At 61.6% G+C, this 24,299-nt stretch carries 21 protein-coding genes and 2 pseudogenes; 9 read left to right on the top strand and 14 right to left on the bottom strand.

Annotated elements, in window-relative coordinates; all coding sequences use genetic code 11:
- A pseudogene (locus tag ABI660_RS16965) lies at positions 1 to 146 on the bottom strand (urea ABC transporter substrate-binding protein); the annotation flags it as partial.
- A gap of 300 nt (positions 147 to 446) precedes the next feature.
- Positions 447 to 1,157, bottom strand: a complete 711-nt coding sequence (locus tag ABI660_RS16960) for an NAD(P)H-dependent oxidoreductase (RefSeq protein ID WP_348070245.1) — start codon at positions 1,155 to 1,157, stop codon at positions 447 to 449.
- 127 nt (positions 1,158 to 1,284) lie between these two features.
- Here ABI660_RS16960 and ABI660_RS16955 point away from each other — a divergent pair, with 127 nt between their 5' ends.
- Positions 1,285 to 2,181, top strand: coding sequence for a LysR substrate-binding domain-containing protein (locus ABI660_RS16955; RefSeq protein ID WP_348070243.1), 897 nt, complete (start codon positions 1,285 to 1,287; stop codon positions 2,179 to 2,181).
- A gap of 46 nt (positions 2,182 to 2,227) precedes the next feature.
- Here ABI660_RS16955 and ABI660_RS16950 read toward each other — a convergent pair whose 3' ends face one another.
- The 5 genes and pseudogenes from ABI660_RS16950 to ABI660_RS16930 all read right to left on the bottom strand — a co-directional run.
- A complete protein-coding gene (locus ABI660_RS16950; protein WP_348070241.1) occupies positions 2,228 to 2,518 on the bottom strand; it encodes a helix-turn-helix domain-containing protein in 291 nt (96 codons plus the stop codon).
- Entirely contained in the window at positions 2,511 to 2,759 is a 249-nt protein-coding gene (locus tag ABI660_RS16945; protein ID WP_348070239.1) for a type II toxin-antitoxin system RelE/ParE family toxin, read from the bottom strand. Before ABI660_RS16945 ends, ABI660_RS16950 begins: the two co-directional genes overlap by 8 nt.
- Before the next feature lie 282 nt (positions 2,760 to 3,041).
- On the bottom strand, positions 3,042 to 4,616 hold the full coding sequence (locus ABI660_RS16940) for an MFS transporter (protein ID WP_348070237.1): 1,575 nt from the start codon (positions 4,614 to 4,616) through the stop codon (positions 3,042 to 3,044).
- Positions 4,616 to 4,993: a VOC family protein gene (locus ABI660_RS16935; protein WP_348070235.1), complete on the bottom strand. Its 378-nt coding sequence runs from the start codon at positions 4,991 to 4,993 to the stop codon at positions 4,616 to 4,618. The genes ABI660_RS16940 and ABI660_RS16935 overlap by 1 nt, the downstream gene beginning before the upstream one ends.
- Positions 4,994 to 5,032: 39 nt before the next feature.
- Positions 5,033 to 5,239: pseudogene (locus tag ABI660_RS16930) on the bottom strand (hypothetical protein); the annotation flags it as partial.
- A gap of 361 nt (positions 5,240 to 5,600) precedes the next feature.
- Here ABI660_RS16930 and ABI660_RS16925 point away from each other — a divergent pair.
- The 6 genes from ABI660_RS16925 (at position 5,601) to ABI660_RS16900 (ending at position 9,803) form a co-directional block, all read left to right on the top strand.
- The gene (locus tag ABI660_RS16925) at positions 5,601 to 5,876 is read left to right on the top strand and encodes a hypothetical protein (protein ID WP_348070233.1); all 276 of its coding nucleotides are present in this window, start codon (positions 5,601 to 5,603) and stop codon (positions 5,874 to 5,876) included.
- Between the two features lie 162 nt (positions 5,877 to 6,038).
- On the top strand, positions 6,039 to 6,377 hold the full coding sequence (locus tag ABI660_RS16920) for an EF-hand domain-containing protein (protein ID WP_348070231.1): 339 nt from the start codon (positions 6,039 to 6,041) through the stop codon (positions 6,375 to 6,377).
- A 248-nt stretch (positions 6,378 to 6,625) separates the two neighbouring features.
- A complete protein-coding gene (locus ABI660_RS16915; protein ID WP_348070229.1) occupies positions 6,626 to 7,618 on the top strand; it encodes a response regulator in 993 nt (330 codons plus the stop codon).
- Positions 7,619 to 7,822: 204 nt separating this feature from the next.
- Positions 7,823 to 8,362: a hypothetical protein gene (locus tag ABI660_RS16910; protein ID WP_348070227.1), complete on the top strand. Its 540-nt coding sequence runs from the start codon at positions 7,823 to 7,825 to the stop codon at positions 8,360 to 8,362.
- 37 nt (positions 8,363 to 8,399) lie between these two features.
- The gene (locus tag ABI660_RS16905; RefSeq protein WP_348070225.1) at positions 8,400 to 9,245 is read left to right on the top strand and encodes a helix-turn-helix transcriptional regulator; all 846 of its coding nucleotides are present in this window, start codon (positions 8,400 to 8,402) and stop codon (positions 9,243 to 9,245) included.
- Positions 9,246 to 9,353: 108 nt separating this feature from the next.
- The gene (locus ABI660_RS16900) at positions 9,354 to 9,803 is read left to right on the top strand and encodes a VOC family protein (RefSeq protein ID WP_348070223.1); all 450 of its coding nucleotides are present in this window, start codon (positions 9,354 to 9,356) and stop codon (positions 9,801 to 9,803) included.
- A 95-nt stretch (positions 9,804 to 9,898) separates the two neighbouring features.
- Here the strand turns inward: ABI660_RS16900 and ABI660_RS16895 are convergent, their stop codons facing one another.
- From ABI660_RS16895 to ABI660_RS16885, 3 genes are all read right to left on the bottom strand, one after another.
- Entirely contained in the window at positions 9,899 to 15,457 is a 5,559-nt protein-coding gene (locus tag ABI660_RS16895) for a PAS domain S-box protein (protein WP_348070221.1), read from the bottom strand.
- 289 nt (positions 15,458 to 15,746) lie between these two features.
- Complete coding sequence (locus tag ABI660_RS16890; protein ID WP_348070219.1) at positions 15,747 to 16,223, bottom strand: CreA family protein; 477 nt, start codon at positions 16,221 to 16,223, stop codon at positions 15,747 to 15,749.
- Positions 16,224 to 16,318: 95 nt separating this feature from the next.
- Positions 16,319 to 16,540, bottom strand: a complete 222-nt coding sequence (locus tag ABI660_RS16885; protein ID WP_348070217.1) for a hypothetical protein — start codon at positions 16,538 to 16,540, stop codon at positions 16,319 to 16,321.
- A gap of 374 nt (positions 16,541 to 16,914) precedes the next feature.
- On the opposite strand from ABI660_RS16885, the gene ABI660_RS16880 reads away from it, so the two are divergent.
- Together ABI660_RS16880 and ABI660_RS16875 are read left to right on the top strand one after the other, a co-directional pair.
- The gene (locus ABI660_RS16880; RefSeq protein ID WP_348070216.1) at positions 16,915 to 17,331 is read left to right on the top strand and encodes a hypothetical protein; all 417 of its coding nucleotides are present in this window, start codon (positions 16,915 to 16,917) and stop codon (positions 17,329 to 17,331) included.
- 511 nt (positions 17,332 to 17,842) lie between these two features.
- A complete protein-coding gene (locus tag ABI660_RS16875) occupies positions 17,843 to 18,454 on the top strand; it encodes a DUF502 domain-containing protein (protein ID WP_348070214.1) in 612 nt (203 codons plus the stop codon).
- A gap of 86 nt (positions 18,455 to 18,540) precedes the next feature.
- On the opposite strand, the gene infA is transcribed toward ABI660_RS16875, so the two are convergent.
- The 4 genes from infA to ABI660_RS16855 form a co-directional block, all read right to left on the bottom strand.
- Positions 18,541 to 18,792 (bottom strand): translation initiation factor IF-1, encoded by a 252-nt coding sequence (infA, locus tag ABI660_RS16870; RefSeq protein ID WP_096662987.1) that lies wholly within the window; start codon positions 18,790 to 18,792, stop codon positions 18,541 to 18,543.
- Between the two features lie 48 nt (positions 18,793 to 18,840).
- Complete coding sequence (locus ABI660_RS16865; protein WP_348070212.1) at positions 18,841 to 19,080, bottom strand: hypothetical protein; 240 nt, start codon at positions 19,078 to 19,080, stop codon at positions 18,841 to 18,843.
- A gap of 486 nt (positions 19,081 to 19,566) precedes the next feature.
- Positions 19,567 to 20,538: a response regulator transcription factor gene (locus tag ABI660_RS16860; RefSeq protein WP_348070210.1), complete on the bottom strand. Its 972-nt coding sequence runs from the start codon at positions 20,536 to 20,538 to the stop codon at positions 19,567 to 19,569.
- A 55-nt stretch (positions 20,539 to 20,593) separates the two neighbouring features.
- Positions 20,594 to 24,160 carry an ATP-binding protein gene (locus tag ABI660_RS16855; RefSeq protein WP_348070208.1) on the bottom strand — a complete coding sequence of 1,189 codons (3,567 nt, stop codon included), beginning with the start codon at positions 24,158 to 24,160 and terminating at the stop codon, positions 20,594 to 20,596.
- Positions 24,161 to 24,299: the final 139 nt, after the last annotated feature.

Raw genomic sequence — 24,299 nt, 5'->3', positions numbered from 1 at the left:
GTTTCCGAAATGGCCATGGTGCCCGACAGGCTGTGCAGAATGCCCACCTTGATGGTGCCGCCCGACTGGGCATGGGCTGGCAGAACCGAGAGGCCCGCCAGGGCGACGGCGGCAGTAAGCGCCTTGAGGGTAAAACGACGTTGCATTTGAAGCTTCTCCGGTAGGTAGGTCAATCACTTTTCGCTCCGCAAAAGCCACCAGGGGCCTTTACGAAGCGATGAAGTGATTCTGGGGACCGAAGGAGAAGCGGGCTATACGCCGGGTGGCGTATGTAGGATGAGGACTACACGCAGCAAAACGCGCCACGACTACCCAGGGACGCCGTCCAGGCCAGAGAGCCAGAGCAGCCAAGCCGCCTTTTTGCTATCAACTACATAGCTGGTTGCGCCCGTGGGACAAGGGCTGAAGCCAGTTTTTCCGCCCATAAAAAGCGAGCAAGCGGCAGCTTACGCGGCAAGCGCTTCGCGGGTGGACAGTGCAGCAGGTGCAAAAGCCTGGGTCGACGCTACCAATGCGTCGATCGCGCCCAGTGCTGCAGCCAGCGACGCTGCCAGCACTTCGCCGCCTTCTTCCTCATGTTCGACGGCAATGGTGTGCACATCGGTGATGCCAATGAAGGCCAACACGTCGCGCAGCGCCGGGTCGGCGTGGTTGACCGCGGCCAGCGGCCCGCCAGCGTCAAAGCCGTGGCCGCCGCGCGAGGTGAGCAGCACGGCCCGGCGCGGGCGCTCGACGAGCAGCGGCATGTAGGGGTCCGGGCGGCCGGGGTCGAATCCGAATGTCAGCCCGATACGCACGATGCCGTCCACCCAGGCTTTCAGCGTGGAAGGCATGCCAAAGTTGTACATGGGCACGCCCAGCACCAGCACATCAGCCTCACGCAGCTCGCGCACCAGCGCGTCGCTTTCAGCCAGCGTGGCCTGTTGCGCCGGCGTGCGCTGCGCCTCGGGCGTGAAGGCCGACGGTATCCATGCGTGCTGAACCGGTACGGGCGGCGTGACGGCCAAGTCGCGGTACACCACCGGGTCACCGGGGCGCGTGGCCTGCCAGCGGGTGATAAAGGCATGGCTCAGGCGCCGGGTATAGGAGCCGTGGGGATGTTCACCGGCGCGCCCGGGTCGGGCGCTGGTGTCGATATGGAGAAGCCGGACAGTCATGCAAACCTCGCTTTGATTGAGTTAAATTCATGTTAAAGAGTTGGCGAACGGGTGTAATCTACTGGCTGCATGCCTTGCCGGCAACTGACCATTTTTCGCCAACTAAGAAAATTAAACTCATCCGTTCATGACCTTCCGCACCCTGCCGCCGCTGTCTGCGTTGCGGGCCTTCGAAGCCGCCGCACGCCACCGCAGCGCCAAACTCGCGGCCGAGGAACTCTCGGTGACGGCGACAGCCATCAGCCACCAGTTGCGCACGCTGGAAGACTGGCTGGGTGTGACGCTGTTCCTGCGCAAGCCACGGCAACTTGAATTGACGGCGGCCGGGCGCGAGTTGATGTATGCCTCTGGCAACGCATTCGACATGCTGGCCGGCACTGTGGCGCGGCTGCGCGCGGTGCCCGAGCGCCAGACCGTGACGCTGTCAACCACGCCGGCCGTGGCCGCGCGTTGGCTGCTGCCCCACGTCGGACTGCTGCGCGCGCAGCACCCGGCGCTGGACCTGCACATTCATGTCACGCATGAGCCGGTGGCGCTGGACGGGCACAGCGCCGACGTGGCGATCCGTTACGGCAGCGGCCGCTGGCCTGGCCTGGTTGCGCACAAGCTATTCGACAACGTGTTCGCGCCGACCTGCAGCCCGGCCCTGAAGCTGGTGCACACCAAAGACCTGGCCCGCCACGGCCTCCTGCACTTCGATGCATCCAACGCCAAAAGCGTGCCGATAGGATGGTCGGGCTGGCAAAAACTGGCTAATGTGCGCGGGCTGGACGCGTCGGCCGGGCCGGTGTTCTCGGACGAGACCCACACCATCTCTGCAGCGTTGGCCGGCCAGGGTGTCGCACTGATGAGCCGCGCCCTGATCGGTGATGAGTTGCGGCGCGGCACGCTGGTCTGTCCTTTCGGGCCTGAGCTCCATGGCGAGCCCTTTCACCTGGTGTACCCGGAAGCCCGCCGCACCGACCCGGCTGTGCAGGCCGTTCGCGAGTGGGTCATGAGCCTGCTGCCACTGCTGCCGGTTTAGTGGAACGCTATTAAATCAGGAGCACTTGACGCTATGCGCTGCGCCCTCAAGAATGCAGCGCCTCAATCGCTTTGGGATTGGACGCCACAATTTTGAGCAAAGCCCGGGCCGGCCCTGTAGGCCGCGTGCGATGCTGCTCCCAGTTTTGCAGCGTGCGCAAGTTCACACCAATCAGCTTGGCAAACTGGCTTTGGCTGATCTGCGCGGCCTCTCGAATGACTCGTACATCCGGCGCGGGGAGTTCTTCCGCAACGGCACCGCGCACGGTTTTTCCGGCAATATGGCGCTTCATTTCTTTCACGCCTTTAACCAGTTGGTCGAAGTGTTGTTTATCCATGGGTAATGTCCTTCATCAATTGCGCCAACAGCTTGATTTGCTCCGGCGTCAGGTCTTCCTGCTCGCTTTTGACGTAGCCGTAGATCAGATAAATACGTTCACTTGAAACATAGTGGTAATAAATAACTCGGGCCCCGCCGCGTTTGCCACGCCCAGAAGCCGCCCACCGCAGTTTTCGCAAACCCGAACTCCCACGAATCACATTGCCTGCATTCGGGTTCTCCAGTAAGTGATTCTGCAAAGAGCGAAGTTCCTCATCTTCCTAGTGCGCCGCCCTGAAGGCGATGAATGGAGTAAGTTCCACAAAAAGCATGCGACCATTGTACGCTTCCAGCGCATAGCCACGCAGTAAACCACAGCCGAAAGCCGCTTCTGAGCTGTAGCCAACGCGCACATCGCACCCGGTAGCTGGGGGTGAACAGTCCTTCTACTTGAGGTTTTCGGCTGTCGTTCGGCGCAATGGATGACGCACCCTAGCGCCTTCGCAAGGATGCAACGCCGCCATGGGCGTGAAGACGCGCTTTCATGTTTCGATATTTTCGGGTTGCAGACTACTGCCTCCCCCGGCCCGCCCCTGCTTGAGCATCAAGCCCGCCAGCACTGCGGTGGCGACCAGCAAAAGGCCACTGATACCTACCACCATCTGAAAGGACTGCCCATAGGCCGCGCGCGCTGCCTCCAGCAGGCTGGAGCCAGTGCTGCCTCCGATTTCCTCTGCCACTGCCACGGCGCCGCCCAGCGTGCTGCGCGCGGCCTGCGCAGCAGCCGGCGCCACGCCTTCGAGGACGTTGTCGGCCATGGCATGGCGGTAGACGGCCGTCACGATGCTGCCCAGCACGGCGATGCCCAGCGCACCGCCAAACTCGGAACCGGTTTCCGACAAGGCCGCAGCGGCGCCGGCGCGCTCGGGCGGTGCCGAGCCGACAATCAGGTCGGTGCTCAGCGTCGCCACCGGCGCCAGGCCCAGCGAAAAAATCACCGAGCCCAGCACCAGGATAGCCAGCGCATGCGGCCCGCCGACCTGGCTCAGCACGCCAAACCCCAGCGCGGCTAGGAGCAGTGCCGCGGTGACCGTCCTTCGTACCGAGACATGCCGAACCACCTGCGGCGCCATCATGGAGCCGGCGATGAAACCCAGACCCGAAGGCACGGTCCACAGCCCGGCCTGCAGAGGCGACAGGCCCACCACCAACTGCAGGTACTGGGCGATGAACAGGAAAGCGCCGAACGCGCCGAAAAAGCAGCAGATGTTGATGGCCAATGCAGCGCTGAAAGCCGGGACCCTGAACAGCGCCAGGTCAATCAGCGGGCTGGCCAGCCGGCGCTGCCGGCGCACAAAAGCCATACCCATGGCCACGCCGGCAGCCACACACACCAGCGAGACCGTGTCCACGCCACCTTCGGCGATGCGCTTGAGGCCATAGATCACCGCCAGCACCGCGGCCAGCGACTGCGCAGCGCTCGGAAGATCCAGCCGCCCGGCCTGCGGGTCCTTGTACTCGGGCAGCAGCACTGGGCCGAGCACCAGCAGCAGCACCATCACCGGCACGCTGACCAGAAACACCGAGCCCCACCAGAAATGTTCGAGCAACGCACCGCCGATCAGCGGGCCGATGGCGCCGCCGACCGAGTAGCTGGTGATCCAGACACCGATGGCCACCGTGCGTTGTCCGGGGTCGAGAAACATGTTGCGGATCAGCGAAAGTGTGGACGGCGCCAGCGTGGCCCCGGCGATGCCCAGCAGCGCGCGAGTCGCAATCAGCATTTCGGCGCTGGTTGAAAACGCCGCAAGCACCGATGCCGCGCCAAAAGCCAAAGCGCCGATCAGCAGCAGCCGGCGCCGCCCGATGCGGTCGCCCAGCGTGCCCATGGTGACCAGCAGGCCGGCAATCATGAAACCGTAGATGTCCACCATCCACAGCAACTGCGCACCGGTGGGCTTGAGGTCGGCGCTGATGTGCGGCACGGCCAGGTTCATGACCGTGAGGTCCATCGAATACAGCACGCACGGCAGGGCGATGACGGCCAGCCCCAGCCATTCGCGGCGCGTGGCCCTGGCCGGCGCGGCCGCACCGGCGCCAGTGATGTCCTTGTCCATCACTGGTTAAGCACGTGCAGCACGTTGCCATCCGGGTCCTTGAACCACGCGCCCCTGAAATCGCCGGTCGCGTGCACGCCGTCCTTGAAGCTCATGCCGGGCATGTCGTAACGCTCGAAAACCACTCCTTTTGCGCGCAGCGCGGCCATGACGCTGTCGAAGTCATTGCCCACGCTCCAGGTGGCAGACGTCGCCTGGTTGGTGCCGGCAAACTGCGAGACATACACCAACAGCACGGCCTTGCCGCTGCGATAGCTCAGTACGCCTTCTTGCCCGCTTTCAAGCGGGATCAAGCCCAGCGTCTGTCCATAAAACTGCCGGGCCGCTTCGATGTCCTTGACAGCGATGGTGGCCATGGCATCCTGGTTGGCAAACATGTTGATGTCCTTTCACTGATAACGTCCCTGCGACAAAGTCTACAGGTCCTTGTTGCCTGAATCTTCGGCGGGAAGGGCTTGCTGGATCACAGCGGTCACGGCAGGCGGCTGCGCCGCCTCTTCACGTGCCCTCGCAACAATGCCCCAAGCGGCCATGAACATGGCGGCCACCAATGGGCCGATGACAAAGCCGTTGGGTCCGAAAAGTGCCATGCCGCCCACGGTGGAAACCAGCACCACGTAGTTTTGGCCGGCTGGATTCCGGCGATGTGGAGCGCAGCAGGGTGACCATGCCGCGCATCAAGGCAGACCTGCTGCTGTTTGACACCCAGGGGCTGTCCTTTGACTACTACCGCTACCGCCGTGACTATGGCGGCGCTGGCCAGCAACACCAGCGTGGGCTCCGGCACGGTCACCACCACGGGCAGCGCCAACGTGGATCTGCAACTGGACTTTGCCAAGCTGGCCTACAAATGGTGGCTGGGCTCCGGCAATACCGTGCTGGGGCTGGGGGCAGGTGCGGCTTATTACCGCGCGGCCCTGGATGCCCGGGCCACGGCGACGGTTGGCGGCAGCACGGGCAGCATCAACGAAAGCTACAGCGACGATGCAGTCGCCCCGCTGCTCGAGATCGGTGTGCCATGCGATCAACCGCAGCCTGCGCCTGTTTGCCGATATGTCCGGTGCAAGGAAAAACGGTGGGCGCGTGAGCGGGGAAATCTACAACGCCGCGGTCGGGGTGGAGTGGTTTCTGCTGAAAAACGTGGGCGTGGTGCTGGACTACGGCATGACCGACATCGACCTGACGCGCGAGGGCGGAAACCATGCCCACTTCAGAACCCGGCTCAAAGGGCCGTCAGCGTTCGTCAAGGTCCGGTTCTGAGGCCCCTTCGCACCCAGTTCACCCCTGCGGCGCCGGGACGCAAGGAAGTGTTTCCGCTCTGCCCTCGCATGTAAAGCGGAGAAACAGCCTGCAAGCACGCTGGTGCCCGGGCGCTTGCTGACGTCCAATAGGCTCATGTTCAATCACATTTTCGGGAGATCCATGGTCTTTACCGCAGCACAAATGCAGGAGCGTTTCCTGCTCGCCCTCAGCGCAGCGGCCGTGCTGGCCACTGCGGGGCATGCGCAGCCTGCGCCGCAGGCTCCGGCCGGTCAGGCCGCCAACGCCACCGTAACCGCGGCCGCCCCCAAATACGCGACCAAGGACATTGAGCGCGCATTCGCCTTCATCGACAGCAACAAGGACGGCAAGCTCAGCCGCGAGGAAGCTTCCGGTTTCCGCGGCGTGGCCAGACACTTTGACGAGGCCGACGCCAACAAGGACAACACCTTGTCGCGTGAGGAATTCCACAGCGCGCTGAACGGGGAAAGAAGTCGCTGACCGGTCGGACCAGTTTTGCTATCCGCTATTTTTTTGATAGCTTATTGCGCCCATTACATAAGGGCTGCAGCCCTGTTTCCCTAAAACTCAGGCAGCAGGCCTGGCAGGCTTGTTTGCATCCGGTACGCCCTGCTGCAATAACGCCATTGACACTATTGACGCCTTAAGGCAAAAGACCTACGCTTTCCCCGGGCGCACCATGCTGGACCAGCGCGCCTGCCTGACCAACGCTGCGGAGAGAAGAACCAATGCAAGCCGACGTTGATGTTCCGCATGTTGAAGAAGCGGTTAATCAAAGGCTAGAGCCCATTGTGCTGCGCGCCATGGACCGCTTTCGCGCCCTGCTTCCCGGCGAAGTCGAACTGGCACTGGAGCTCTCCCACGAAAACCCCTGGCTGCTCACCCAGGCCGACCGGCTCGAGCATGCCCTGCTGAGCGCCTGCATCGTGGCCTGGCAGTCGCTGGTGGGCTTGACCACACAAATCGTTGTCGAAATGAGCGAGGTGCTGCTGGACGACGTGGTGCTGGACCTGGACGCCGACAAGCTGCAAGGCGGGTTGCCGCCGAGGCGCTACGCACGGCTGGTGATCACCAACAACAGCCGGACCGCCATCGGCCCCTTTCACCGGGTGCTGCCGGCACCCGCACAGACCGACGATCGGCCTGCCAGCGCGCGCCGTCTGCCGCTGGTAGAAGTGCGCCGCATCATCGAGCGGCAGCACGGCATGATCAACATATCGCCGGAGCCGGGCCGCGGAACGGCCTTCGACATCTACCTGCCCGCCGCCGTGCCGCTGGAGGCCGCGGCATCTGATGAAGAAGGCTCCGGGAGCCCGCATGTTTTTTACGTGGACGACTATGAGCCCATGCGGGTGCTCGTCAATGAAACCCTGCCGCAAGCGGGCTTTCGCGTCACCTGCCATGAAAGCGCGCGGCAGGCACTGGCAAGCCTGCAGTCAAACCCTTTCGGCTGTGATGTGCTGGTGACGGATTACCGGCTGCAAACCCATACGGGTGTCGATCTGCTCAAGCAGGTCAAACTGCTGCGCGCCAACCTGCCCGTCATCATCATTTCGGGCTACATGGACAGCGTGCTCGAAGCCAGGGCCTATGAGGAAGGCGCGGCGCTCGTCATCAGCAAGGCCGACGATCTCAGTGCCCTGTCTGTCGCGCTGCACAAACTGTTGGGCCATACGCCGCGCCCGGCGCTGGTCAATTATTCGGACTGGGCCAGGCTGTAAATGACTTGATGCGCGGGGCTGGAAGCGGATTTTTGAATGTCGATGCGCGTGCAGGCGCCATCGCGGGCGCGCTGTAGGACAATACCGCCGGAGCCTGGTTTGTTAACCCAAAAGGCCAACGGCACCGCAAGTGGCGCGTTATAAAGTAGTCACCAAACGTCAGGCCCCAAGCCTGGCCCCGCTACAACATACCGAGGACACCTCATGAATCTGCCCCTTTCACCATTGCGCGCGCTCCCTCTCGTTCTGGCACTTGCCTTCGTGGCAGGCAGCGCATGGGCCGAAAAACCAGAATGGGCCGGCCAGGGCAAAGGCGGGAAGCATGAGCAGAAAGAACGGTCTGGCGGCAACGCCGACAAGGGTGGAAAAGCCCACAACGGCGGCCAGGACGCCCAGCATGCGCGCCCTGCAGCGCAGGACATCCGCGTGGGCGCCTACTTCGGCGACCAGCAGCGCGTGGTGATTCGCGACTATTACGGCAAACCCTCCAGCGCCGGCCGCTGCCCTCCAGGCCTGGCAAAAAAGAACAATGGCTGCATGCCTCCGGGCCAGGCCAAAAAATGGGTGATTGGCCAGCCGTTGCCGCGTGACGTGGTGTTTTACCCCGTGCCGCATGCGGTGGTCGTCCAGCTGGGTCTTCCCCCTTCAGGGCACAAATATGTGCGCGCAGCCGGCGACATCCTGCTGATCGCCGTGGGCACCAGCATGGTGGTGGACGCCATCCAGGACCTGGGCCGGCTCTGATTTGACTTGGCTGAAGCGGAAGCCCTTACTCTGCCCCATGCAACAGGCTCCGCTTCCTTCGCTCGCCGGCTTCATCCGGTCCGTCTGGACCAGCACGCCTGGGCAGGCTGGCCAGACTCCCACCAAGGAAACCCGAGAGTTCATCTTGCCTACCGGCGAGATGCACTTGGTCATTCGCCTGTCCGGACCGCCCATCCGCATTTTTGAAAACGCCCACGATACGGCCGGGCAAACCCTGGGTTACGCCGTGGTGGGCGGTGCGCGGGCAGCTTGCTATTCGAAGGATGTGCCTGCTGACTCGCAGGCCGTAGGCGTGCAATTGCTTCCAGGCGCAGCGCAGGCGCTGCTGGGCATGCCGGCCAATGAGCTGACCGGACAACACACCCGGCTGGATGATCTATGGGGCTACAGCGCGGCATGCACGCGGGAGCAGTTGCTCGCCATGGCCTCACCGGCGGAAAGGATGCACCTGATACAAACGCTGTTGCTTGCGCGCCTGCGGTCGGTGTCTCTGCCGGCCAACCCGGTGATCACACGCGCACTGGCGGAACTCAAGGCAGGCTGTAGTGTGCGGGAAGCGGTGGTACAAAGCGGCTACAGCCACCGCCATTTCATACGCCAGTTTTCACAGGCGGTTGGCCTGCCACCCAAGCTGTACTGCCGGGTACAACGCTTTCAACATGCGCTGGGTTCGATGCAGAGATCCGATGCCGTGCAAGCGCTCAGCCTGCCCGACGTGGCACTGAACGCGGGCTACAGCGACCAGCCTCATTTCAACCGTGAATTCCGGCAGTTCTCCGGTCTCACGCCGGAGCAATACCGCCGGGCGCCTGTCGTGTCGCCCAACCATGTGCCTGTAAACGCGCCGCCTTTCGGAAGATAGGTGCCATGGCATCCTGCGCTGGTCTGACACAGGTCAACTTTGTTCAAGACCTGGCCCACGCGAGCCGATAGACTGGTTTCCTGTTCAAACTTCACGTCGGGAGCCACCATGACCATTCACGAACTGTTTGCCTACATCCACGTCAAAAACGCGGCCGAAGCGATTGCGTTTTACACCAGGGTGTTCGGCGCTACCGAAAAATTCAGGCTGGTCGAGCCCAGCGGGCGCTTGGGCCATGCGGAACTGGACTTCGCCGGGACCACCCTGATGATCTCCGAGGCATTCCCCGAATACGGCATCCAGGCGCCAGAGGCCGGTGGCCCCACCTTCATGACGCTGCATCTGCATGTGGACAATTGCGATGAAGTGATCGCACGGGCGCTGAAAGCGGGTGCGACCCTGGACATGGCAGCGCAGGACCATTTTTATGGGGAACGCTCCGGCAGCTTTCGCGACCCCTCCGGGCACCGCTGGAGCGTAGGGCACAGCATTGAAGAGGTGACCCCTGAAGAAATGCAGCGCCGCTACACAGCAATGATGAATACCCCGGCGGAGTGATTTGCTACAAAAACAGTAGCTACCTGCTCCCGCAGCAAAGGGCTAGGACCGTATTTTGTATAAAATTTTGCGATGTGCAGCCAACGCAGGCCCGCTCAGCGATTTTGGCCCAGCACCTGCTGCAGGGTTTTCAGCAACTCCTCGTTCGAGGTTTGCGCCTTGATCAGCACGGCGGCCGCCCGGGATTTCTCAGCCTGGTTGATCTCGTGCGCCGAAAAAACCACCACCGGCGGCGGCCGGTCCAGCGCTTCAATATCGGCGAGCAAGTCCCAACCTGATCCGCCCGGCAAGGTCAGGTCCAGCAGAACCAGGTCGAACGCCTGAGCCACCAGGCACGCACGGGCCTCCTGCAAGGTAGCGGCAAATTCGAAAGTGGCGAAGTCCTGCATGATCGCCGCCGCGATACGCTGGATGTCCAGGTCGTCCTCCACGTGCAGGATGCGGGGCTTGCCCTCGGCCATGCCTTTGATGGCGCGCCGCAAGCCCAGGATCAGCAGGTTTTCGTCGATCGGCTTTTCGAGCCAGTCAGAAACATCTTGCGGGTTGTTGAACTGGATCTGTCCCTCCCCGGCCATGGCCGAGACCACCACAATAGGCAGCTCGCGCGTACCCTCCTGGCTGCGCAAGGTGCGGATCAGTGTAATGCCGTCCTGATCCGGCAGCCTGAGATCCAGCGTCATGGCGGCGTACCTGGTGTGTGCCAGATAGGCCAGGGCGTCCGAACCGCGGTAAACCATGTCGCTGTCAAAACCTCCCTTGTCCAGCATCATGGCTATCAGGCGGGCGATGTCGCGGTCATCTTCGCAGATCAGGATCCTTGGCCGGCTGGAGGTGCGCTCAACCGGAGGAAGACTTGGCACCGGCTCGGTCCACAGGGGCAATTCAAAGAAGAAGGTGGTGCCCACACCGGTTTCGCTCTCAAATCCAATGCTGCCGCCCAGGCGCTCGACGATGGCGCGTGAAATATTCAGGCCCAGCCCGGTGCCGCCCTTCTGCCGCGTATCGGACGAGTCGGCCTGGGAAAACTTCTGGAAAATGCGTTTGCGGAACTCTTCCGGAATACCCGGTCCGTGGTCACGCACTTCCACCCGCACGCCAATGCCGGCCCGCGACACGTGGACTTCCACCACACCGCCAGGCGGTGAAAATTTCATCGAATTAGACAGCAGGTTGGTCATGACCTGGGCCAGGCGGTCGCTGTCTACATGCACCAGCAGGCCATCTTCCGGAAAGTCCAGGCTCAGGCTGACATTCTGCGCAGTGCCAAAACCTTCGTTGGCCGCCAGCGTTTGCACCAGCAGGGGCCTGAGTTCGACCACCTGCAGATCCAGGCGCATCTTGCCGGACTCGATTTTTTCTATGTCCAGAATGTCGTTGATCAGGCGGATCAGCCGCTCGCAGTTGTTCTTGGCAATGCCCACCAGCGTTTTAACGGCATCGGGCAACTGGCCGGCGACGCCGCCGGAGATCAAGCCCAGTGAGCCGCGAATGGACGTGAGCGGCGTGCGCAACTCGTGGCTGACCGTGGAGACAAACTCGCTTTTCATGCGGTCGACGCGTTTGAGTTCGGTGACATCGGTGGCCAGCGAGTAAAAGCCGATGACCTCCCCTTCCTCATCGCCATCACCATAACGCGGAAAATAGTTGACCACGTAGTCGCGCTGGTCGCCGCGTGCGGTGGTCTGGGTACGCTCGTACGCCACCGGATAACCCGTCAGGACCTCATCGACCCGAGGGCGCACCACCTCATAAAATTCGTCGCCCATCACTTCGCGCAAATGTTTCCCGTCAAACTGTTCATAAGACAAACCGAAGGCCTCTTCATAGGCGCGGTTATGGAAGCGGAAACATTGATCCTTGTCCACATAAGCAATCAGCGCGGGCACCGTGTCCGTGATCTCGCGAAGCTGGTGCTCGCTGTCCCGTAGCGCTTCCCCGACCCGGCGTATTTCCGTGATGTCACGGCCAACCGAACGGTAACCGGTAAAACGCCCGGCAGCATCAAAGATGGGCGCGCCACTGACGCTCATGTACCGCATCGCGCCATTGGGCCCAGGCCGGGAAAACTCGAAATTGCGAAAAGCTTCATGCCGCTCATGCCGGGCTTTGTGCTCCGCCAGGATGGCTGGGTCCATGCCCGAGGCCAGCTCCCAAGGTGTTTTGCCAAAAATACTGGCTTGAGGATTAGGTGATGCGGTGACGGACTTATGCTCGCCCTTGACCTCAACAAAACGGAAATTTTCATCCTGCTCCCAGAACCAGTCAGAGGACAGCTGGGTCAGCATCCGGAAGCGCTCTTCGCTTTCCTGCAGAACGCGCTCGCTTTCCTTGCGCTCGGTGATGTCCTGGATTTGCGAGATGAAGTGAAGCGGCTTGCGGTCGGCGTCGCGCACCAGCGAGCAACTCAGGAAACCCCAGACAATGCGGCCCGACTTGTGGATGTAGCGCTTTTCCCACTGGTAGGTTTCAATTTCACCGGCGAGTGCCCGTTTGCGCTGCAGCAAGTCCCATTCGACATCGTCAGGATGGGTGATGTCCTTGACAGAGCGCGCCAGCATCTCGGCTTCGGAGTACCCCAGCATCTGGCAAAAAGCACTGTTGACCCTGAGCCGGTTCGAGTCGATGCCTACCAGCGCCATGCCGATGGACGAGTGCTCGAACGCATTGCTGAACAGCTGATCGCTGACCAGGCTGTCGTTGTCGCTGCTGAGCGGCGAGCCTGTGGCTCCGCCCTCCCCTTGCCTGGTGCCCCTGAGCACGTCGCGCGGGCGGGACGCCAGCGCAATACCAGAGTCGTTTTCGGTGGTTTCGTCTCCCTGCACGGCGATGCCCTGGTCGCCGCCGAGCGTGAAATAAAACGTACTGCCTTCGTTCTGGACGGAACTCGCCCATATCCGCCCGCCGTGGCGGGTGATGATGCGCTTGACCGTGGCCAGACCGATGCCGCTGCCGGCGAATTCTTCTGAAGAATGCAGACGCTGGAAAGTGCCGAACAGCTTGTCCGCATAAGCCATGTCAAAACCCGCGCCATTGTCCCTGACAAAATACACAGGCTGCAGATCCGCGCCGTTTTCCCTGCCGACCGTGATTTCGGTCGTGGTTTTTCTTGCAGTGAACTTCCAGGCATTGCCAAGCAGGTTTTCGAGAACCTGCCGGAGCAGCGCGGCATCCGCGTTTGCCATCAGGCCCGGCTCAACAGTTGCCCGGAGGTCGCGCCCGGGCTCATTCTCGGACAACTGGGCGAGAACCCTGGCCGCCTCGGCGCTGAGGTCTACCGCCTCCCAGTTCAAGCTGGTGCGCGACAATTTGGCCAGAGAGAGCAGCCCGTCGGTGAGTTCGCCCATGCGCCGCACGCCGCCGCGTATCCGGTCTACATAGTGCTGGACGCGCTCCCCGGCTTCGGCGGGCACAGCTTTCTGCAGCAGAGCGCAATAACCGTCGATGGTACTCAGCGGAGAACGCAGGTCGTGCGCCACGGAATAGGAAAATGCCTCCAGCTCGGTGTTGGCCACTTCCAGCTGGGCCGTCCTGCGCATCACACGTTTTTCAAGGTCCACATTGAGTCGGACAATTTCCATTTCATCGCGCTTGCGCTTGCTGATGTCGGTGACGGTGGTAACGTAGCCTGATGGTGTGCGGGAAGTCCCGTTGAACAGGGGCTGCACATTGAGCAATGCCCACAGGATGTTGCCGTCGGGCTTGCGATAACACACCACCGCGTTGGACTGAGGCAAACCAGTGCGCCGGGCAACGGCGTTGGGGTGCTCGTCCTCGGGCATCAGCGAGCCGTCTTCCTTGAGCATTTCCCACTCCGGCCCGGCAACGGTTTGCCCCTCCATCTGGGCCAGGGTCTTGCCGAAAATGCGCTCGGCGCTGGCATTGCAATTGACGATTCGCCCCTCCGCGTCGCGCAGGACCACCCCTTCGGCCAAGGCGGACACCACGCTGCGAAAACGCGCTTCGCTGGTCCGCAATGCCAGTTCGGTCTGCTTGCGCAACGTGATGTCAGCACCCACGCCGCGGTAACCCGTGAAAGATCCATCGGCAGCAAACACCGGTTCACCGCTCACGCTGCGATAGATCACGTTGCCATCGTCACCGGTCAGCTGGTACTCGAAATTCCGGAACGGCAGATGCGCCGCGAGAAGCGCCTTGTGGTCTTCCCAGTTGCCGAGAAGGGGCGTGGCGCTGGGAACGTCCCAACGGCATTTCCCCTCCCCGACATTCTGGGTGCCGGCAAGAGACTGGCCCGAGTCGTTGGAAACAAAGACATTGCGGAACTGGGTGTCCTGCTCCCAGTACCAGTCCGAGGAAAGCTGCGTCAGGCTGCGAAAACGTTCCTGGCTGCGACGCAGGCTGGCTTGGGCTTCCAGGCGGGCGGTGATGTCGGTGCCCACACCGCGATAACCCATGAACTTGCCATCGGCAGCAAAAACAGGCTCGCCGCTGATAGAAAAAACAATCCGCTTTCCGTCCATGTCCACGCGTTCGTATTCGAAGTCGCGGAAGGTTTCGTGTTTTTCCAACTGCGCGCGGTGCAAGGCCCAGGCGTCCTTGTTGCCGGGCGTGTCGTCGATCTCCCACCGGGTCTTGCCGATGTATTCGCTGATGAGGGCCTGGTCTCCTACCCCGGCAGGAAGCCTGCCAAAACGGGCTGCCCCACTGGATACCCTGGTGAAGCGGAACTGGTCGTCAAGCTCCCAGTACCAGTCCGAGGAAAGCTGCGTCAGGCTGCGAAAACGCTCCTGACTGCGGCGCAGGCGGTCCTCCGCCTCCAGGCGTTCCGTCATATCTTCGGAGGTGATGAGGATATGGCTTACCTCGCCAGCGGCGTTTCTCAGCGGCACCTTGCGCACATGAAGGCGTATGGTCTCACCGGTTCTGGAGGGAATCGTGCGGTCGGGAAAATCCCGGGTAACACCGTTGGCAACCACTTCCAGGTCGGAGGCATGCATACGGTCTGCGACCGATTCTGGCCAGAGCTCATGAACGGTGTGGCCCATCGCCTCGTCGCGCGTCAGCCCATACAGGGTTTCGGCCGCCTTGTTCCACAACGCTATCCGGTGCCCGTCCTGCACCGCTTTCAGCTGGACGGCGATCGGGATGTTGCCGACAACTTCGTCGAGAAACTGGGACAGTTTTCGCTGCGCCTCTTCCGAGCGCTTGATGTCGGTGATGTCGTGCACAGTTCCCCGGTAACCGAGGAAACGGTTCTGGTCGTCAAACACCGGAATGCCGCTGACGGACAGATAATGCGGCAGATCATCGCCCAGCGTCCGCATGTATTCGAAGTTGCGGAAGGGCTGGTGCGCATCCAGCACGGCGCGATGACCTTCCCAGGTATCGCTGAGGGGAACGACGCCCGGCAACTCCCAGCGCCGCGTGCCGATATGGCTGTCGCGCTCGGTGTCCAGATTTTCCGTCGCCTGCTCACCGGAAAACCTGACAAAGCGGTGTTCAGCGTCTTGCTCCCAGTACCAGTCGGCCGAAATGGTGGCCAGTTCGCGCAATCCCTGCACGCTGCTCTTGAGCACGTCCACCTTGCGCTTTTGTTCGGTGAGTTCAAGCGCCAGACCTTCCTTGGCGGCCGCAAGTTCAGCCAGTTGGGCTTTCAGCCTTTCGTTGGCCTGGAGCAGTTCCTCCTCGCGGGTCACCGCTGGGCCTCCTGGCGGACAGTTGCACGATCAGCAAACTTGGGCGCGCACGCCGGCAACCGGCCCCGACGAACTGGCGGCGGTATGAGAAAAGGTTGGTGCGTCATGCTTGCCTGTGTCTTCTGTACAAGAATGGCGCTACCGCGAACCGGGGTAAGCCTGTCCCATGATCAAGTGCGCGCTTTCTGAAAAATCATGAGTGCGGATAAGTCCGTGTTTTGCATGTCAGCCACTGCCCTCCAAGCCTGTAGGCAAAATTCGGGGGCTAAAACTTTCTTTTCGTGCATGGTCAGGGCTGCAACGGAATTTTGATCGCGCCATCGACGGGAACGGCTGCCACACTGTTTTGCGGCGAGCCTTCAATCACCCGATCAGAGTATGTCAGGTAAACCAGGGTGTTGCGAGCAACATCGACCATGCGCACAATGCGTATTTTCTTGAAAATCAGCGAAATCCTCTCGCTAAAAACCTCCTCCTGCAGCGGCAAAGGCCGGGCAAAAGAAAGCGGCCCGACCTGGCGGCAATCAATGGACGCTTCCGACCTGTCCTCGGCCAGCCCCACAGCGCCCTTGATTCCGCCGGTTTTGGCGCGGGAAACGTAGCAGGTGATGCCTTTGACCTTGGGATCATCGTGCGCGTCAACCACGATCTTGTGATCAGGCCCTATGAACTTGAACACGGTATCCACTTCGCCGATGGGCTGGGCCTGAAGCCGGGTGAATATGCCGAGCAACAGAAACGCAAGGAGGGGGACAGGTTTCTTCATGGTGCTTTCCAGGCGGTTTTCGAACCTGCCCCCACTATAACGACGCCTTGGGCCGAAAACTTGAGTTCGCTGCTGCGGTGGCCCGCTGTTCTGCCCTAATAAAGACGCGGATTGTCGGGCCGCCTGTCACGGCGGTTGGGCACGCCGTCCCCATCGCGGTCGCGGTCCGCGCGGTTCCGAACGCCATCACGGTCGCGGTCACCATGGTAGAAGCCGCCATGCGGCCGATAAGAAGGCCGACCGCTGTCATAAGGCACCGCCACACAACCGGCCAGACCGGTAATAGTGACAAGCAGGAAGGATAGTTTTTTAATCATGCATTTCTCCGGTTGGTCAGATATTTCGCGCTGCCGGCAACAGGTGCCAGAGCAGCGCGCTGGATTGCAGCGCCAGATGCTGCCAACCCATTGAAGGCCTCTGCGGTATCTGCGCCGTGTTGCCTTACCGTCTGCAAGATGAAGCTGGTTACCAGATGTGGCCAGCAAAGAGAACTCGGACCAGAGGGTACCGAGACCTTCCCGACATGCCTCCAAAACAATAGCGGCGTACGCCATCCGGAAAGGGCTACAGGCGCACACATCTCACACCTGTTGCCCGACAAGCAAGCCGCTCAGCGCCAGACGCCCCTCGCCGGAGTAGTAGCATGGTGCCCTGCCCTCGACCCAATAACTCCTGACCCGAGGAAAAAAGATTGCGAACCCTGCTTTTGACGGCCTGCCTGCTCACCTCCGTCCCCCTGCTCCATGCGGCCGGCGAACCCGTCCCTGCCCATCCTCTGGTGGGCACGTGGACCTGGTCGCTGTTTGGCGGCAGTTGCACGGAAACCTGGCAGTACCGCAGCAACCGCACCATGCTCGGCACGAGCGGACAGGAAGTCGCAGAGAAAACGTACGAAATCACCACCTTGCCGGACGCCGGTGGTTTCTACAAACTGGTGGAAACCGTGGTGCGGCAAAACGACAAAAAGGATTGTTCCGGTGCCCTGCTGGAAGGCCCGGGCGAACAGAGCACGCGTTTCATTCAATTCAGCCCGCAACGCGACAAGCTGCTGGTCTGCGAGAACGCGACACTGAAGGCGTGCTTTGGGCCGTTGACCCGGGTCCACTGAGCGCCCCCTGGGAGGCGGCTGGGCATAAAAAAGCCCCAGCTCCTCACAATGGGCCGGGGCTTTTCAAGTCTGATCAGCGCGTGTTCCGGCGCGCCGGCGCCGGGTGGCAGGTTGACGCACAGGCACGACGGGCTCGCTGTGCTTGCCGAGATATCTGCGGTAGAGTTTGGCCGCCAACCCGGAAGTTATGGCAAAAATGATCAGTTTGCGAAGCACGGGAGATAAAGGAATTCTTAAAAAACGCCGAACAGCATCAGCAGGATGATGACACTGATCGGTACACCAAGTAACCATGCAATGATGGGCATGTATCTTCTCCTTGTTAATTGAGTAAGGAGTCAAAGATAAACAAGCCCCTGGGTCCAAAGTGCCGGAAGCGGTCCCAAAAGAAGGTAGGGCCAAGCCTACATCGCCCCGGGAAACGCAGCGGGCATTTTCAGCCCAAAGCCTGGGTATATTGGGCGTGGCCCAGCAGCGTGGTCACGAAAGGTTTCGCATTTTTTAACCCACCATGAAAAAACTGTACAAATATTTCTTCCGCGGGCTACTCACTATTTTGCCGCTGGCCCTGACGCTGTACGTCCTGTATCTGCTGTTGGCATGGATGGAGGCCATGACCTTGTGGGTTCTGCGTCCTCTGTTCGGCAGCTTTTATATACCGGGCATGGGATTGGTGTTCGGCGTTCTGGGGATCGTGGTGATTGGCTACCTCATGTCCAACCATCGCGTGCGCAAGGCACTGTCGTTTGTCGAGCTTCCGTTTACCAATCTGCCGGTCGTCAAAAGCATTTATTCGTCGCTCAAGAGTTTTGCCGACTACTTTTCACCTTCGGGAAAACAGGGCGAGCAAAGTGTGGTGATCCTGCGCATGCCGGACCACGCGGTGGAAATCGTCGGCCTGATCACACGCCGCAGCTTCGCCGACCTGCCTGCAGGTTTTTTGCCGGGAGAACGAGTGGCGGTCTACCTGCCCATGGGTTACATGATTGGCGGCTACACCGTGTTCGTGCCGGTTGAATGGGTGCAGCCGATAGAAATGTCGGTCGAGGAAGCAATGCGCTCGTCGATGTTTGCGTGGATGGCGCGGCCGCCGGTTTCCGCCGGGAGCGCGGCTCAGCGCTGATGCCGGGACGCCAAGCGCTACTAATTAGATAGCTTTCGGCGCCCGTCCAGCAATGGCTGGAAGCCAAAACAGTCAAAAAAAACTATTCAATGACTGCGCGACGGGCCGGGGCCACGGCCAGCGATATGCCGGAAAGTGATGCGGCCCTTGCTCAGGTCGTAAGGGGACAGTTCCAGCGACACCTGGTCACCCGCCAGAATGCGAATGTGGTTCTTGCGCATCTTGCCGGAGGTGTAAGCCACCAGCTTGTGGCCGTTGTCCAGGGTGACGCGAAAGCGCGAATCGGGCAGCACTTCGTTGACCAGTCCGTGCATTTCAATCAGTTCTTCTTTGGCCATGATGAAAACTCCTTGGGAATTTGAAAAATTTGTCGGACAGGCGTGGCTTCAGGCGCAAGCCGGGGCGGACCGCTCATGGATCCAGCCCAGCGCGTGTTCGGTTGCGTAATGCAGCGCTGCGGCGGCGCTGTCAAAAAGCCCGCTGAAACGCAGCACGCGGTCATGCGTGGCGCTGCCGCGTCCGGAACGGATGGAGACCGAAGCCGCGTAAAGGCCAGCGCCTTGCGGTTTGGCGAGCGGGGAGACAAGGTACTTGCCCACCGCGATGTTGGTGTGATCAGTGTTCATAAAGTCTATGCCGGGTATGTTTCCCGGCTTGATAAATAGGGAAATAAATGACTTGCAAGCAAGCCAACGTGTTCGGTTTCTAACCGCCACGCCTTTGCCAGGGGCTGGGCTGCTGAGCCTTGCGTGGGCACCGTTGGGGAAGTGCTCGCCGGGAAATGGAACAGTGTTTGAGAGGGTTCAGCGCTGTAGGGGCACTGAAAACACTGTGAATTCGGGCTCTTGGAAGCGCCGCATTTGAGAAGGAAGCCGCGTGGTGAAGGGGCTTCGATGTAAAAAGCTGATGCTTTACCGAAGCTCTTATTGTAACCGTTACCGCGACTGTCTGCACAAACCAGCCCAGCCCCACGCGTGAGGCCCTTCAAGCGACCGTGAAGTGCCGGTCTCATTCAAGCAGGGGCCGCGGGTCCGGCTCCGCCGGCCCGCAGGCGCAGCAGCCCCCTAGGGGGGCAGGGAGCTACACGCAGTGGGCGACCGTGGGGGCTCTATTCACTGTTCAAACTGCGGATTCAGCAGCCTGATCCGGCTCATGGCCATGCCAGCCGCGGCGGTGCGGGTTTCGACGCCGAGCTTGGCAAACACGCGCTCCAGATGTTTTTTCACCGTCATGGGGCTGGTGCCCAGAATGTCGCCGATGTCGCGGTTGATCTTCCCCTTGACCACCCAGTACAACACCTCGGCTTCGCGGGCGGTGAGTTTGAAACTCAGGCTCATGGCCTGGATCACGGTTTCGTCCGACTCTTCGCGCATGATGATTAACCAGTCGCCGTCGCCCGTCTGCTGGTGCAGGCGAAAAGTCAGTCGCCTGGCCCCGTGGTCCGCACTTGCGCAGCTCAGGCGTGGCGGCTCGATTTGCCGTTCGGCATCAGCCAGGTTGCGGCGCAGCCAGGTCAGCACTGGCTCCGGTGTCTGGGGCGCATGGGTGCCGTAGTACTGCAGCAGCAGGTCGCGCGCGAGTGGGGTTTGCCACATCAGCTTGCCATCGCTCACACGCACGGTGATGGTGGCGTAACCAAAGGCGTCCAGCGCATTGCGCGCCTGGCGCTTTTCGCGTGCGCTTTGCAGGTGTACGCCAATACGCGCCAGCACCTCCTGAGGCTTGATGGGTTTGACAACATAGTCCACGCCGCCCGACTCGAGCGCGGCGACCAGGTACTCGGTCTCGGTCAGCCCCGTCATGAAGATGATGGGAATGTGCGCCGTTCTGGCGTCGGCCTTCAGGCGCTTGGCCACCTCGAACCCGTCCATGCCGGGCATCATGGCGTCGAGCAGCACGATATCAGGCAAGGCCTGGGCGGCACGCTGCAACGCAGCTTCACCGTGCGTGGCCACCAGCACTGTAAAGCCGGATTCATCAAGTGCGTCATGCAGCACCGACAAGTTGTCGGGCACATCGTCGACGATCAGCACCACGTCGCTGTTGGCGCGGTCCAGAGTCTGCTTCAGGGGCCGGTGGGTCATAGAATAACCTCCGCTCCAAGAGCTTCGGTATTCGCCTTGGGAACGGCCTGGCGGCTCATGAGTTCACCTGGCTGAGTTGCTGGCTCATGGTTTCGAACTGGAACTGGCGTGCCAGGGCACGCATCTCGGCGGCAAAACTGGCACTTTGCGGCTGGGCCTCCTCGATCTCGTCGAGCGTGGTCATGATGCCCCGGTAATACCCCAGGCTGACAACTTCACGCAGCGCATCAAGCTGCGCCGCCGCCGGGTAGACCCGCGGGCCTACGGCTGCCACGGGTGTGGCGGATAGCGGCGGTGCATCCAGCCAGACCAGCGACAGGCGCCGCTCCAGCCAGTCCAGCAGCTCGCTGTGCCGCACCGGTTTGAGGATGAAGTCTTCCAGCAGGATACCCGCATCATTCTCCAGCCCCTTGTCAAAGGCGTTGGCCGACACGATGGCCAGGTGAATGTCTGAATGACCCGCCGCACGCACGCGGCGTATGGTTTCCCAGCCGTCAATACCGGGCATGGCCAGGTCCATCAGGATGACCTCGGGCCGGTAGCCAGCGGCCAGCAGATCCAGGCAGTCGTGGCCGCTGGCGGCCGTGCGTATTTCGAAGCCGAGCGGCTCCAGCACATTGGCCAGCAGCTCACGGTCGGCTTCTTCGTTGTCCACCACCAGCACACGCCGGCGCGCTCCCGCGTAGCCGTAACGCGCCTTGTGCGCACGTGACGATGGTACCGGCAACGCCGCGCCGGACGCCAGCCGCACTTCGGGCAAAAACAGCTTGACGCGAAATACCGAGCCGACATCCGGCGTACTCGACACCGTCAGCTCTCCGCCCATCAGGTCGGTCAGCATCTTGGCAATCGTCAGGCCCAACCCGGCGCCTGGGGCTGCCGGTCCGGGCGTCGCAGCGCGCGTGAAGGGCTCGAAAATACGTTCAATCTCCTGCGCCGACAGGCCCGGGCCGGTGTCTTCAATTTCAATGCTGGCCATCTCGCGTGCATAACGCAGGCGCAGGCCGATGCGGCCTTTGGAAGTGAACTTGATGGCATTGCCCAGCAGGTTGATGAGGATTTGCCGCACGCGTTTTTCGTCAGCACGCACCACGACCGGTATCACGCCTTCGGATTCAAACTGGAAGGCCAGGCCTTTGGCCTGCGCCTCCAGTTCGAACATGCCGGCCATCTCCTGCACCAGGTCGGCAAAGTACATGGGTTTGACGTTGAGCGTGAGTTTGCCGCTTTCGATGCGCGCAATGTCCAGCGTTCCTTCGATCAACGACAGCAAGTGCTCACCGCCGCGTTTGATCACGCCCACGGCTTGCTGGCGATGCGCCGGAATGGACTGGTCCTCCCCCATCAGCTGCGCGTAACCAAGGATGCTGTTGAGCGGCGTGCGAAGCTCGTGGCTGATGGCGCTGATGTAGCGGCTCTTGGCCTGGTTGGCGAGGTCCGCCACACGTTTGGCCTGCTGCAGCGCCTCGTCGGTCTGGCGGTGCGACTCGATTTCCTTCATCAGCAGATGGGTCTGGCGGTTCGACTCCTCCTGCGCCACCTGGCGGCTCTTGTGCGCCAGCACCAGCCACCAGGCCACCAGCCCGGCAATCACCAGCAGCGCCATGTAGGCCTTGAGAAACCCTGAACGCAAGGCGGCCGCGGGCGCCTCCATCACTTCCGTGTCTGTCGCAGCCATCAGCAGCGCCGTCAGCTCCTGCCGGTACAACAGGCCGAACACGCTGGCCAACAGCGGCACAACGATCAACATCAGCAGCAGGAAGTGGCCCAGGCCGGTGTCGAGGTAGGGCCAGATGCGGCGCGGCAGCAGCCAGCGCAGGGTGGCCGACCATTGCGCCGACAGGCTGGCCTGCGGCTTGCACAAGTCGCCGCAGCGCGCGTCCAGCGTGCAGCACAGCGAGCAGATGGGCCCCTGGTAGGCCGGGCAATGCGCCATGTCCGGGCCTTCGTAGTCCCGCTCGCAGATCACGCAGCGCTTGAGCGCATACGGTTTGTAGTTGCCTTGCGCATCCGTTTCGGGCGCCTCGCCCTTGCGGGCAATGTAATAACGCCCTTTGGTGGCCCAGGCAATCAGCGGCGAAGTGACAAAGGCCGTGCCCAGCGCGATCAATGCGGAAAATGCCTGTGCCAGCGGGCCGAACAGGCCCAGGTGCGCGCTCACCGACAGCAGCGATGCGAGCGCCATCGCACCGACACCGACCGGATTGATATCGTAGAGGTGGGCGCGTTTGAATTCGATGCCTTTGGGTGACAGGCCCAGCGGTTTGTTGATGACCAGATCGGCCACCACCGCCATCATCCAGGCAATCGCGATGTTGGAGTACAGGCCCAGCACGTCGCCGAGAGCCTGGAACACATCCATTTCCATCAGCATGAAGGCAATCAGGGTGTTGAACACCACCCAGACCACGCGGCCCGGGTGGCTGTGCGTCAGGCGCGAGAAAAAGTTGGACCAGGCCAGCGAGCCTGCATAGGCGTTGGTGACATTGATCTTGAGCTGAGAAATCACGACGAACAGCGCGGTGGCGGCCACCGCCCAGCCGTAATGTGGAAACACGTACTCATAAGCCGCCAGGTACATCTGGTTCGGGTCCACCGCGCGGTCCAGCGGCACCATGTGCTGTATCGCCAGGTAAGCCAGAAAAGCACCGCCAAGCATCTTGACCACGCCCAGCAGCACCCAGCCCGGACCGCCGGCCAGCACACCGGCCCACCAGCGGCGCCGCGTGGCTTCGGTGCGCGCCGGCATGAAGCGCAGATAGTCGGCCTGCTCCCCCATTTGGGTGATCAGGGCAATGCCGACCGTCAGAGCAGCACCAAATAAGTGCACATCAAATCCCGAATTGACACCTTTCTCCCCTTTATAGTGCGTTATTCCCGCGAAGGCGCTCGGGTCGCGCACCAAAACATAGATAAATGGAACCACCAGCATGAGCAGCCAGAGCGGCTGGGTCCAGATCTGCAGGCGGCTGATGACAGACACGCCATAAGTCACCAGCGGAATCACCACCAACGCGCAAATCAGGTAGCCCCAGCTCGGTGGAATGCCCAGTGCCAGCTCCAGCGCGTAGGCCATGACGGCCGCTTCCAGCGCGAAAAAGATGAAGGTGAAGGACGCGTAGATCAGCGAGGTCAAAGTCGAGCCGATGTAGCCGAAACCTGCGCCGCGGGTCAACAGATCCATGTCCACGCCGTAACGCGCCGCATAGATGCTGATCGGCAAACCGGCCATGAAGATGATCAGCCCGGTGGCGACGATGGCCCAGAAGGCGTTGGTGAAACCGTACTGCACCAGCAGGGTGGCGCCCACCGCTTCCAGAATCAAAAACGAGGCTGCGCCAAAGGCGGTGTTGGCGACACGCCACTCGGACCATTTGCGAAAACGCTGCGGCGTGAAGCGCAGCGCGTAGTCTTCCATGGTTTCGCTGGCGACCCAGCTGTTGTAGTCGCGCCTGACCTTGATGATGCGTTGCACCGGCGCTTCGAGCCCATCCGCGGCCAGCGGCGCAGGCGCCCACGGGGGCGCGGCCTGCGCAGGCAGGGGCAGCGGTGCGGCCGGGGTGTCCATGGGTGCGGGCGTCAATACGTCATAAGGCGGATCCTGCTGAAGTGCAGATTCCATGCCACAGAGGGAAAACCAGCCCTGAGGGACCCATTCCTGTGGCACCATTCTTGCACCCCGGCACCCCGAACCCTGCCGCAGCCGCCCCGGAGAACCCATGGAATTGACCCCGAGAGAAAAAGACAAGCTGCTGATCTTC

Origin of the sequence: Polaromonas sp., assembly GCF_039930745.1 — a bacterium.
Taxonomy (GTDB): Bacteria; Pseudomonadota; Gammaproteobacteria; order Burkholderiales; family Burkholderiaceae_C; genus Polaromonas.
This window is presented reverse-complemented; position numbering and strand designations above follow the sequence as displayed.

What these genes read in the sequence shown, in the direction of transcription:
- ABI660_RS16960 (WP_348070245.1), bottom strand. Translation starts at nt 1,157, where the DNA reads ATGACTGTCCGGCTTCTCCATATCGACACCAGCGCCCGACCCGGGCGC.
- ABI660_RS16955 (WP_348070243.1), top strand. Translation starts at nt 1,285, where the DNA reads ATGACCTTCCGCACCCTGCCGCCGCTGTCTGCGTTGCGGGCCTTCGAA.
- ABI660_RS16950 (WP_348070241.1), bottom strand. Translation starts at nt 2,518, where the DNA reads ATGGATAAACAACACTTCGACCAACTGGTTAAAGGCGTGAAAGAAATG.
- ABI660_RS16940 (WP_348070237.1), bottom strand. Translation starts at nt 4,616, where the DNA reads ATGGACAAGGACATCACTGGCGCCGGTGCGGCCGCGCCGGCCAGGGCC.
- ABI660_RS16935 (WP_348070235.1), bottom strand. Translation starts at nt 4,993, where the DNA reads ATGTTTGCCAACCAGGATGCCATGGCCACCATCGCTGTCAAGGACATC.
- ABI660_RS16925 (WP_348070233.1), top strand. Translation starts at nt 5,601, where the DNA reads ATGCAGTCGCCCCGCTGCTCGAGATCGGTGTGCCATGCGATCAACCGC.
- ABI660_RS16920 (WP_348070231.1), top strand. Translation starts at nt 6,039, where the DNA reads ATGGTCTTTACCGCAGCACAAATGCAGGAGCGTTTCCTGCTCGCCCTC.
- ABI660_RS16915 (WP_348070229.1), top strand. Translation starts at nt 6,626, where the DNA reads ATGCAAGCCGACGTTGATGTTCCGCATGTTGAAGAAGCGGTTAATCAA.
- ABI660_RS16910 (WP_348070227.1), top strand. Translation starts at nt 7,823, where the DNA reads ATGAATCTGCCCCTTTCACCATTGCGCGCGCTCCCTCTCGTTCTGGCA.
- ABI660_RS16905 (WP_348070225.1), top strand. Translation starts at nt 8,400, where the DNA reads ATGCAACAGGCTCCGCTTCCTTCGCTCGCCGGCTTCATCCGGTCCGTC.
- ABI660_RS16900 (WP_348070223.1), top strand. Translation starts at nt 9,354, where the DNA reads ATGACCATTCACGAACTGTTTGCCTACATCCACGTCAAAAACGCGGCC.
- ABI660_RS16890 (WP_348070219.1), bottom strand. Translation starts at nt 16,223, where the DNA reads ATGAAGAAACCTGTCCCCCTCCTTGCGTTTCTGTTGCTCGGCATATTC.
- ABI660_RS16885 (WP_348070217.1), bottom strand. Translation starts at nt 16,540, where the DNA reads ATGATTAAAAAACTATCCTTCCTGCTTGTCACTATTACCGGTCTGGCC.
- ABI660_RS16875 (WP_348070214.1), top strand. Translation starts at nt 17,843, where the DNA reads ATGAAAAAACTGTACAAATATTTCTTCCGCGGGCTACTCACTATTTTG.
- infA (WP_096662987.1), bottom strand. Translation starts at nt 18,792, where the DNA reads ATGGCCAAAGAAGAACTGATTGAAATGCACGGACTGGTCAACGAAGTG.
- ABI660_RS16865 (WP_348070212.1), bottom strand. Translation starts at nt 19,080, where the DNA reads ATGAACACTGATCACACCAACATCGCGGTGGGCAAGTACCTTGTCTCC.
- ABI660_RS16860 (WP_348070210.1), bottom strand. Translation starts at nt 20,538, where the DNA reads ATGACCCACCGGCCCCTGAAGCAGACTCTGGACCGCGCCAACAGCGAC.
- ABI660_RS16855 (WP_348070208.1), bottom strand. Translation starts at nt 24,160, where the DNA reads ATGGAATCTGCACTTCAGCAGGATCCGCCTTATGACGTATTGACGCCC.